Raw genomic sequence first — 10675 nt, 5'->3', positions numbered from 1 at the left:
TCCATTAAGTAGTTGACCACTTTTCCAATGATTGGAGATACTGGTTATCAATTTCGGCACCCAGGCCCGCGGTTTCGGGCAGTTCGATTTGATAACCGTTGTAAACCGCCCCGCCAATCACCGGGTCGATGGCGTGTTCGAAGGGCGCATCCAGATCAAAAAAAGTTACATTCTGACGAGCCGAAGCAAAATGCGCTTTGGCGGTTATGGCCAGCCGGGATTCCGACATGCAGCCGATCATGCACGGTATCCCGGCGGCTTCGGCAATGGCGTTGATTTTCTGGGCGTTGAAGATCCCCCCGCTTTTCGAAAGCTTGATGTTGAAGTAATCGACGGCTTGCTCCTGCACCAGCCGGAGGGCGTCGCGGTGGTCGAACAGCGACTCATCGGCCATGATCGGTACGGTGGTTTTCTCGCGCAGGCGTTTCAGGTCGGCGATTGCTCCCCGCTTGACGGGTTGTTCGCAGTATTCGATATTCCAGTTCTGAATGGTGCGCAGGACGGCAACCGCCGTCGGGTAGTTCCAGCCCTGGTTGGCATCCGTCCGGATCGGAATGGCGTCTCCGACAGCTTCCCGAATTGCTTCCACGCGCCGGATGTCGTCGCGCTGGTTGGTGCCCAGCTTTACCTTGATGGCTACCCCACCCTGGCTCTGAATCCGAATGGCGTCGGCGGCCATGCGTTCCGGCGTGTTAATATAAATCGTTTCGTCGGTGATCAGCGTCCGCCGTTTCCCGCCCAGAAAAGCGTACAGAGGCATTCCGGCGACCTGAGCGGCCAGGTCGTAGAGCGCCATATCGAAGGCACTCTTGATGGTCGGGTTGTTGGGCAGGTAGGCATCCAGGCGGTTCAGATTGCCTTCCAGGTCCAGCGCGGGTTGGCCGATCAGCAGCCGGGCAAAATCCTGGGCGGCTGCAAAACCGGTTTCCTGCGTTTCGCCAACAATCATCCAGAACGGCGAGCCTTCACCCCAGCCCATCAGCCCGTCGGCCTGAATCCGGATGAGCAGATTCCGGGCGTTTTCAATCGTACCGAGCGAAATGGCAATCGGGGCTTTGAGCGGAATGTTGTACTTAAAAACGTCGATCTGGTTGATTTTCATGTTCTGGACCCCCGGCCTTTCGTCCGTGAGAGTTGAAATAACGTGACGGCACAAAGTGGCCAATGTGCGCTGTGACCTAGCCCCAAAGCCGTGAATACCTCACTGTGGAAACTGCGATTTATCCAGACCCGGAATAATCCGCAGGGCGTTTTTGTAGTATACTTTTTTCAGCACTTCATCCGGCAGGGCCATGCCGTACATCCGCCAGAAAGCGTGGTATTTTTTGTGGTACGGAAAATATTCGTCGTCCGTTTCCAGCACGCGGAAGTAAGTGGCATACTCCGAAGGAACCCAACTGTCTTTTCCGAACAGAATCCGGTCCTGGTGTTTCTCGAAGAACTTGCGGGAAGCCCGGGGCTGGCGGCCCAGTTCGGCAATGACGGCCCCGATCTCAACCATCATGTTCGGGAACACCTGCATCAGGCTGTCCAGCTTGACGAGGTCATTCGGGTACCAGCCCATGTGGGCGTTGATAAACGTCGTTTTCGGATGTTTCCGGAACACATTGTGCTGTTCCACAAGAAGTTGCTGCCAGGAGATCGGGTTATCATCCGACCGCTTACGGCCGGGATGCGTTTTGAGTTCGAGCCAGCGTTCGTTGAAGCGGTCCATCGGGTCCCAGAACGGTTTCGGGTCGGCGGTGTGAATCAGGACCGGTACGCCCAGTTGACCGCATTTGGCCCAGATCGGGTCCAGCCGCGGGTCATCCACCTGCACGCGTTTCCCCTGGGTGTCTTTGACATTAAACCCTAAACTCTTGTAGATTTTCAGCCCTTTAGCGCCTTTCTTGATATCGTCTTCCAGCAGTTTTACCGCTTTTTCCGTCCAGCTGGGTTCGCCCAGGTTGGCGAAGTTGATGTTGGTGAAAATCGCCAGCCGTTTGGGGTAGGCTTTCTGAACGTTCGCCAGTGTTTTGTCCAGAAAGTTGGTGCTTTCGGCTACGTTTGAAGTAAAACCGCGTCCGCTCAGGTTGACCATGATGCCCATGTTCAGGCTGTCCATCTGCGCAACCAACGTCCGCAGGTCGGCGGCATCCATCTCGTACTGGTGGTTATGAACGTCAATAAAGGGATACTTGGCGCGGGTCAGTTTGTGCTCCGGCGTCTTGAGCGTCGAAACCGGATCGTATTCTTCAAAATCAATCGGCCCGCTGGGCGTCGAGACTTTCGGTTGAGCGTGGGCCACAGCCAGTGCCAGGGTCAGGGCAGAAAACGCGGAATAAAAGCGGAGATGTCGGAGCGATGCCATCATGCTAGATCAGAAAAACCGTATAGTAAAACCATTCGCCGTCCGGATTCAGGAATGAATCAGGGCGACGCAAAAAGCCGCAATACCTTCTTTTCGGCCCACAAACCCCATGTGTTCAGAGGTTGTCGCCTTGATCGAAATATCATCTTCCGGGACGTTCATCACGCCCGATAAACAGGTCTTCATGGCCGGAATGTGCGGGTTAAGTTTGGGTTCCTGCAACACGACCGTCACGTCAACGTTCGATACCTCATAGCCCTTCTCCCGGATCATGCGCAGCACCTCGGCCAGCAGCAGCTTGCTATCGACGCCCTTCCAGCGCGGGTCCTTATCGGAAAAGTGGTAGCCAATGTTGCGCAGGTTGGCCGCCCCCAGCAACGCATCGCAGAGGACGTGGCAAACCACGTCGGCGTCCGAATGCCCCTGCGCACCGTGCGTGTGCGGAATTAAAATACCGCCGAGCCAAAACGCCCGGCCTTCGACCAACTGATGAACGTCGTATCCTTGTCCAACGCGAATTTTCATGCTATTTTGATTGGCCGGGTGTTCACGCGGCCCGGTAGTGCAACGTGGAGCGATTTTCTTTGCGAAGCAGGTTTTGGGCGGTTGCCTGAATCTGGTCCGGCGTAACAGCCTGAATCCGTTCGGCTTCCTGGTTAACCCAGTCGGCATTGCCCGCGTTGGCGGCATACGCCAGATTCATGGCCCGGTTCAGGAGTTCGACTTCCGAGAAAACCAGCGTTGCTTCAGCCTGATTTTTCACCTTCGCCAGTTCTTCCTCGGGCATGGTCTGGCTGACAATTTCGTCGACCACCGCTTCGATGGCGGCATCGGCCTCCTCCAGCGACACCCCCTGATTCAGGGATCCGCTGATGACGAGCAACCCGGGGTCCAGCGATCCGGTTGCGTGCGCCGAAACATTGGTGAAAAGGGACTGCTCCTTCAGCAGTTTCTGGTACAGCCGCGATGATTTACCGCGCCCCAGCACGTCGCTGAGCAGGTCGGCCCGGTAATAGTCGTCGGCAAACCGGCCCGGCATGTGGTAGACTTTATACAGGGCGTTGAGCGGCACTTCGGCCACGGTTTCCAGAAAACGCGGTTCGGTCTGCACCGGCTCCTGCGGTAGGTTGCGGACGGCCGGTTTCCCCATCGGAATGGGGGCGAACCACTTTTTACACAACTGCTTCACTTGTTCCACCGTAACGTTTCCGGCTACAACCAGCGTGGCGTTGTTGGGGATATAATGCGTATAGAAAAATTCGCGGACATCATCCAGCGTGGCATTTTCGATGTGGCTAATGTCTTTGCCAATGGTGGCCCACTGGTAGGGGTGAACCTGGTAAGCCAGCGGCCGAAGCTTAAGCCAGACATCGCCGTAAGGCTGGTTCAGGTACCGTTGCTTAAATTCTTCAATCACCACCTTCTGCTGTACTTCCAGAACCGTCGGATCGAACGACAACCCCAGCATCCGGTCGGATTCGAGCCAGAACGCCGTTTCGAGGTTGGCAGACGGAAGGGTGATGTAATAATTGGTGATATCGGGTGACGTAAAGGCGTTGTTTTCGCCCCCTACTTTTTGCAGGGGTTCGTCGTAAACCGGAATGTTTTTGGAACCGCCGAACATCAGGTGTTCGAACAAATGGGCAAAACCGGTTTTATTCGCATCCTCATCGCGCGACCCGACATTGTACAAAATATTGACCGTGGCCATCGGGCTGGTCGGATCTTCGTGAACGTAGACCTTCAGGCCGTTGTCCAGAACAAAGTGCTCAAATTGAATCATAGCAAACTTTTTCGCCGGGGGTGTCGTTAGGCGTTTTGAGAACAAACAAAAATACGGGGCAAATCCTTCTCTTCAAAAAAGAACATTCCCGTACCGTCGTAACACACCATCTCATGAAAAAGATCGCTCTACTGCTCCTCCTCCTTACGCCGATTTTCTCCTCCGCACAGTTGCTGGAAGATGCTGGCATTCAGCAGGTTATTCTGAAGGCGACAGACAAAATTTATAACTACGAATTCGACGAAGCCGACGAATATATCCGGGCAGTAAAGGCAAAATATCCGCAGCATCCGGTGGTGCCGGTCATGAAAGCCATCCAACTTTACTGGCAGCACCTGCCGCTGAAAGAAAACAAAGCCGCAACCACCCAATACGTCAACAACCTCAATCAGGGCATTGCGCTGTCGAAAAAACTACTGGATCGCAACGCGAATGACCCGGAAGGCGTCTTCTTTTCACTGGCGTCGCACGGGTATCTGGCCATGAAATACCACTACGACGACGAAACGCTAAAAGCCGTTGGCGAAGCGCAGAAAGCGTACGGGTATTTGAAAAAGGGGTTTAAGCTGATGGAAAAAAATCCGGAATTTTATTTCTCAACCGGACTTTATAATTATTACCGGGAACGGTATCCGCTGGATCACCCGGCGTCGAAACCGTTGCTGATTTTTTTTCAGGACGGCGATATGCCGCTGGGCATGAAACAAATGGAAACGGCGATCCGGCAAGGGCTTTTTACCCGGACCGAAACGGCTATTTACCTGGGCCATATCTACCTGGAACACGAAGGACAGCCCGCGCGCGCGGCTGCGGTAATGAAACCGCTGGCCGATAAGTATCCCCAGAATCCGATTTTCAACCTGATGGGGGCCGAAGCGCTGGTGCTGGCGGGGCGTTACCGCGAAGCACAGCCTTACATCGAGCGGCTTCAGAAACTTCCGCAGAAATTTCTGGCCATGCCGGTACACGTGCTGGAAGGGTTGGTGGCCGAGAAGATGAACGGTGATCTCAAACTGGCGACGGAACAATACCAGGCCGCTATTAAATTGCCGGTCGACGACGTACACACCAAAGAATTTGCGGCTCAGGCCTACAGCGGCCTGGCGCGTATTGCGGCCCGGGCGGGCGACCGAAACCGGGCCAAGGCCATGTACAAGAAGGCCCTGAGTGTGGCCGAATACAAATCCACCATCCGCGAAGCCAAGAACTACCTGAAATCCTGATCGCCGACTGCTATGAAACGCCGGACCTTCCTGAAAACTTCGTTAGCCGCCGGATTCGGGTCGGTTCTTGCGGCAAAACCGCGGGTTAACACCGTTAGGGGGAGCATCCGGGCGTCGGAACTGGGCATGACGCTCATTCACGAACACATTCTGGTCGATTTCATCGGGGCGGATAAAAGCAGCTTAGATCGCTGGGAGCGCCCGGTAGTCGTCGCAAAAATGCTTCCGTATCTGCAAACCCTGCGGCAACTGGGCGTCCGAACGCTGGTTGAGTGTACACCGGCTTACCTGGGCCGGGATCCGCGGCTGCTGCAGGAATTATCTGAAAAATCGGGAGTTCAACTGCTGACCAACACCGGCTACTACGGCGCGTCGAACGACAAGTACCTGCCCGCCCACGCGCGCACCGAAACCGCCGACCAACTGGCCGACCGCTGGGTGGCCGAATTTCAGAACGGGATTGACGGAACCGGCATCCGACCGGCTTTCCTGAAGATTGGCGTGAATCCCGGCCCTCTATCGGACTTACACCGCAAACTGATTACGGCAGCCGCCCGCACGCACAAGCGCACCGGACTGCCCATCTACTCCCATACGGGGCCTTACGTTCCGGCGTTTGAGCAAATTGACGTGCTCAAGCAGGAAGGGGTTGATCCGGCGGCCTTTGTCTGGGTTCATGCGCAGGGGCAGAACATGGTGCATTACGCCCGCGCCGTTCGGGAGGGAGCCTGGGTAAGCCTGGATGGGCTGGACGACAGCAACGTCGGGCAGTACGCGGAGAACCTGCTGCTGATGAAAGAAAACCGGCTTTTGCACCGCACCCTGCTTTCCCACGATGCCGGTTGGTACGATCCGGCCCAGCCCGAAGGCGGCTCCATTGGGCGGGATTACACGGTTTTGTTCCGGCGACTGATGCCTGAATTAAACAAAAAAGGATTCACCCAGAAAGAGTGGAAACAGCTTCTGGTGGATAATCCGGCGAAGGTTTTTTCGGCTTAAACGCTGCCTGATTTTCTTCTCAAACCGCTGATTTTCGCAGCAATCACCTGTAAATTACTGGTTTTCGTGGATTGTGCGAAGTCCGTTTCTGCCGGAACTTTGCCGTTGTCTTACCACTGACGCCCGATCGGTTGAGGGTTAGGCGGCAGTCTATCCATTCACAAAATGTAATCTGTCAACGCCATGAAAACACGCATTTTATCCGGTTTGCTCGCTATTGCTCTCGTTCAGTTTTCCTGCAAAGAGAAAAATGATGATCCACAACCTAACCAGGACCCAATCATTGGTTCGTGGTATTTGAAAACGCTTCAGGCAAATGGTCAAACCGCCGATGTTGCTAATCTGGCTTGTTACAAAGACACCCGATTTGTGGCGGATGAAAAAACGCTGACCCTGACGGTATCTGCCCCCAAACAACAAGGGTCAACAGACTGCCAGACGCAATCGCAGTCGGCCCAGTGGGAAAAAGACGGCGGTAAATATTATATGGTTGCCAACGGGCAACGGAGCGATGCGGGGATTCAGTTGAACGAAGCAGGGCAAACGCTTCAGATGATGGTAACTGCAGACGGAGAGCCAGTTACGCTTACTTTCCAAAAGTAAATTTTGGCGACGGCCTTCATTGATCCCGATTCCTCCCTAAATGAGTCGGATAGATGAAGGCCGTTCTAATTCTAAACCAAGTCACTCTTAGTAATCCACATCCAGCCCCAGTGTCCGCTTCAACTCCAGCAGGGCCGGGTTTTTTTCGGCCAGGTAATTGAATTTGTCCTGTGGAGTGTAGATCATCCGGCGCGTCTCCTGCACGGCAACCGAATGAACAAGCTGAATCTGGCTATTCTGCAACTCCCGCCGGAGGTAGGTGAGCAAATCCTGCCGCAAATCGTTCAGCAAATCAACCTGCAGGGAATTGTCGAGGGCAATGTGAATGGTTGTGCCGTCGAGGACAAACTCCCGGTTGAGCATCACCTGCTCCGTCTGCGAACCACCCTGCTGATCGCGCAGGCGGGTAAACGTATTCCAGGCCCCTTTGAGCTGCTCGAAAATAAACGGTTTGTCAACTTTCGGCAGTTCGGGCGCTTCAACCACAGCGGTTGCCGCACCAGTATCCACAACCAGGGCCGGCCGCTCCATCGAAACCAAATTGGTTGTCGTGCGCAGTCGGCTGCTGACGGGTTTGGGAATTTCGGCAACAACGGGAGGACGCTCCGCAACGGTTTTTACCGCGCCGTTTCCGTTCGTTTTCAGGTGATTACCGTTCGTAGGCTCACCCGGATGCGACGGGATGGGGGCCGCTGCTCCGTTTGTCCCGTTTGTACTTACGGGCTGGTGGTCAGGTGAGCTGTCCTTTTTTTTTTCAACCCGCTCGGCAGGTTGAGGATTGCTTTGGTTCGATTGATCGGGCGAAGCCGGTAGCGCCGACACATCAAGGACGTTCGGCAGATTCGCCAGCTTCATCAGGCAGACTTCCACGTGCAGCCGCTGGTTTTTAGCGGCCTTGTAATTCATGTCGCACTGGGCTCCGACGCTCAGCGCCGACAGCAGAAAGCTCATGGGCGCTTCGGCGGCCTGTTGCAGGTATTTCTGCTGAATGGTTTCGGTAACCTGAAGCAACTCAACAGTAGTCGCATCCTTGCACACCAGCAAATTCCGGAAATGCTCACTCAGGCCGACGATAAATTGATGACCGTCGAATCCTTTCCGCAGAATTTCGTCGAACAACAGCAGGCTTTGTGGCAGATTGGCCGCCAGCAGCAGGTCGGTGAGCCGGAAGTAATAGTCGTAATCCAGAATGTGCAGGTTTTCCAGCACTTCCTTGTAACGCAAAATGCGGTCTTCCGAAAACGTCACGTTCAGGTCGAACATCGAGAGGGCGTCGCGCAAACCGCCGTCCGCTTTCTGGGCAATCAGTTCGAGGGCTTCGTATTCCGCCTGAATGCTTTCTTTCTGGGCAATATTGGCCAGGTGATTGCTGATGTCGCGGGGCTGGATCCGGTTGAAATCAAACAACTGGCAGCGCGACAGGATTGTGGGCAGAATCTTGTGTTTCTCGGTGGTCGCCAGAATAAAAATGGCGTAGGAGGGAGGTTCTTCGAGTGTCTTCAGGAACGCGTTGAAAGCGGCCTGCGAGAGCATGTGAACCTCGTCAATGATGTAAATCTTGTATTTTCCCGACTGGGGTGGGTAGCGCACCTGGTCAATCAGGTTCCGGATGTCTTCCACCGAATTGTTGGAAGCCGCATCCAGTTCGTGAATGTTGAACGACGCGTTCTGGTTGAAGCTGACGCACGATTCGCACTGATCGCAGGGTTCGACGGCATCCGCCGATTGAATTTTACCCAGATTCTGGCAGTTGATGGTTTTAGCCAGGATGCGGGCACACGTTGTTTTTCCAACCCCGCGCGGTCCGCAAAACAGAAAAGCCTGCGCCAGGTGATTGGTTAAAATCGCATTCTTAAGCGTAGTCGTTATGTGTGCCTGCCCGACGACGGTGTCGAAGGTTGCCGGACGGTATTTTCGGGCCGAGACAACAAAATTATCCATGGTGCAAGTTAGCCAAAAAGTTGGAACCTTGCTGGTTAAAATCTCCGTCCGCTACATTTGCTCACGCAGGCCCTTGACGGATTTGCCGAAGCAAAGGATTGATAATGAAAGGGTATAATGATAAAAGTCGGCTGGATGGATGGGTAAATTATTTAACCGGCCGACGCGGGTAGCCAGCGCCAGAATCATGACGGCGACCACGATCCAGGAAGCGCGCGAATCCCGGCGAATAACGCCCAGAAAAGCGATTAGGAGAACGATTACCATCCCCAAAGAAGGAACCACAGCGCGAAAGGCGCCTACCGTCGGGTTCAGTAACAAGAGAAGAAACAAACCGATTCCCAGCAAGATCGTGATCAAGAAACTGCTTTTTGGAATCTGCTGCTTTAGGACAATTCCCCAGACTCCGACAATGACGCACACTACCCCCAGACTACCGGCCAGCGTTTCCAGGGAATAATGCAGCGGAATGATGCTCTGAACCCCAGCATATTTCAGAATTCCGACCAGCGCCGTCATGGAAATGGTCATTAAAAAAAGCCCCCACAAAATTCGATTATACCAACTCAACCCCTGAAAGTACCGCCAAAAGACCCAAATTCCTGTAAAAGCCAGCACGGCCTCTGAAAGCATATTTGATAGGTTCATGCTGGAAATAACAATTTTTAGAAGAAAAAGGCAAAAGTCTTGAGCGTTACGCACGGCGCGGAAAGAGCTGAAGGCCGCTCTTTTAACGCTTAATTCTTAACTCTTCACTCTTAACTTTGTTCTTTACCCATTTCGCTCTACTTTTGCGCCGGTTCCAAAAGCTTATACCTTCACACGCATAGCATAGCTTTCCATTCATCATGAGCGTATTAGTTAACAAGAATTCCAAGGTTATCGTACAGGGCTTTACGGGCTCTGAGGGGTCATTTCATGCTCAGCAGATGATTGAGTATGGCACAAACGTCGTTGGCGGTGTGACACCGGGCAAAGGCGGACAGACGCATCTCGATCGGCCCGTATTCAACACCGTGAAGGAAGCCGTTGAAAAGGCGGGGGCTGATGTTTCGATTATTTTTGTTCCACCCGCGTTTGCTGCCGATGCGATCATGGAAGCCGCGGATGCCGGAATTAAAGTAATCATCTGCATCACCGAAGGCATTCCGACCAAGGATATGATGGTAGCGAAAGAATACCTGAAAGATAAAGATGTACGGCTGATTGGACCTAACTGCCCGGGTGTTATGACGTCCGAAGAGTGCAAGGTGGGAATTATGCCCGGCTTCATTTTCAAAAAAGGCACCATCGGTATTGTCTCAAAATCCGGTACGCTGACCTACGAAGCCGTTGACCAACTCTCAAAAGTAGGACTGGGCCAGACGACGGCCATCGGTATCGGGGGGGACCCCATCATCGGCACAACCACGCGGGAAGCCGTTGAACTGCTGATGAACGATCCGGAAACCGAAGGAATCGTGATGATCGGTGAAATCGGTGGGGGTATGGAAGCGGAAGCCGCCCACTGGATCAAGGCTAGTGGTAACAAAAAGCCGGTGGTCGGTTTCATCGCCGGACAAACCGCCCCCAAAGGCCGCCGGATGGGCCACGCCGGTGCCATCATTGGCGGAGCGGACGATACCGCAGCCGCTAAAATGCGTATTATGGCCGAATGCGGTATTCACGTTGTTGAATCACCCGCTCTGATCGGAGAAACGATGCTGAAAGCACTCGGAAAAAATTAAAATAAAGGGATGAGTTATGAATGATGAAGTATGAATGCATCGTTCATAA

At 53.8% G+C, this 10675-nt stretch carries 10 protein-coding genes; 4 read left to right on the top strand and 6 right to left on the bottom strand.

Translation table 11 applies throughout. The features are described from left to right. Positions 1–4: 4 nt before the first annotated feature. From OQ371_RS02735 to OQ371_RS02720, 4 genes are all read right to left on the bottom strand, one after another. Positions 5–1102 (bottom strand): dipeptide epimerase, encoded by a 1098-nt coding sequence (locus tag OQ371_RS02735; RefSeq protein ID WP_265992224.1) that lies wholly within the window; start codon positions 1100–1102, stop codon positions 5–7. 99 nt (positions 1103–1201) lie between these two features. Further along, on the bottom strand, positions 1202–2353 hold the full coding sequence (locus OQ371_RS02730) for an amidohydrolase family protein (RefSeq protein WP_265992222.1): 1152 nt from the start codon (positions 2351–2353) through the stop codon (positions 1202–1204). 45 nt (positions 2354–2398) lie between these two features. After that, positions 2399–2875 (bottom strand): 2-C-methyl-D-erythritol 2,4-cyclodiphosphate synthase, encoded by a 477-nt coding sequence (ispF, locus tag OQ371_RS02725; protein WP_265992221.1) that lies wholly within the window; start codon positions 2873–2875, stop codon positions 2399–2401. A gap of 22 nt (positions 2876–2897) precedes the next feature. Then, complete coding sequence (locus tag OQ371_RS02720) at positions 2898–4133, bottom strand: M16 family metallopeptidase (RefSeq protein ID WP_265992220.1); 1236 nt, start codon at positions 4131–4133, stop codon at positions 2898–2900. Positions 4134–4246: 113 nt separating this feature from the next. On the opposite strand from OQ371_RS02720, the gene OQ371_RS02715 reads away from it, so the two are divergent. From OQ371_RS02715 to OQ371_RS02705, 3 genes are all read left to right on the top strand, one after another. After that, positions 4247–5356 carry a tetratricopeptide repeat protein gene (locus tag OQ371_RS02715; protein WP_265992219.1) on the top strand — a complete coding sequence of 370 codons (1110 nt, stop codon included), beginning with the start codon at positions 4247–4249 and terminating at the stop codon, positions 5354–5356. A gap of 12 nt (positions 5357–5368) precedes the next feature. Beyond that, positions 5369–6355 carry a phosphotriesterase family protein gene (locus OQ371_RS02710; RefSeq protein WP_265992218.1) on the top strand — a complete coding sequence of 329 codons (987 nt, stop codon included), beginning with the start codon at positions 5369–5371 and terminating at the stop codon, positions 6353–6355. Positions 6356–6538: 183 nt separating this feature from the next. Continuing rightward, positions 6539–6958, top strand: a complete 420-nt coding sequence (locus OQ371_RS02705) for a hypothetical protein (RefSeq protein WP_265992217.1) — start codon at positions 6539–6541, stop codon at positions 6956–6958. An 87-nt stretch (positions 6959–7045) separates the two neighbouring features. Here the strand turns inward: OQ371_RS02705 and OQ371_RS02700 are convergent, their stop codons facing one another. Both OQ371_RS02700 and OQ371_RS02695 read right to left on the bottom strand, forming a co-directional pair. After that, positions 7046–8899 carry a DNA polymerase III subunit gamma/tau gene (locus OQ371_RS02700; protein WP_265992216.1) on the bottom strand — a complete coding sequence of 618 codons (1854 nt, stop codon included), beginning with the start codon at positions 8897–8899 and terminating at the stop codon, positions 7046–7048. A 51-nt stretch (positions 8900–8950) separates the two neighbouring features. Continuing rightward, positions 8951–9601, bottom strand: coding sequence for a DUF6962 family protein (locus OQ371_RS02695; protein ID WP_265992215.1), 651 nt, complete (start codon positions 9599–9601; stop codon positions 8951–8953). A gap of 146 nt (positions 9602–9747) precedes the next feature. On the opposite strand from OQ371_RS02695, the gene sucD reads away from it, so the two are divergent. Beyond that, a complete protein-coding gene (gene sucD, locus OQ371_RS02690; protein ID WP_265992214.1) occupies positions 9748–10626 on the top strand; it encodes a succinate--CoA ligase subunit alpha in 879 nt (292 codons plus the stop codon). The last annotated feature ends 49 nt before the right edge of the window (positions 10627–10675 follow it).

This window comes from Larkinella insperata (genome assembly GCF_026248825.1).
GTDB lineage: Bacteria > Bacteroidota > Bacteroidia > Cytophagales > Spirosomataceae > Larkinella > Larkinella insperata.
The sequence above is the reverse complement of the archived record's forward strand: the minus strand, read 5'-3'. Positions and strand labels throughout refer to the sequence as shown.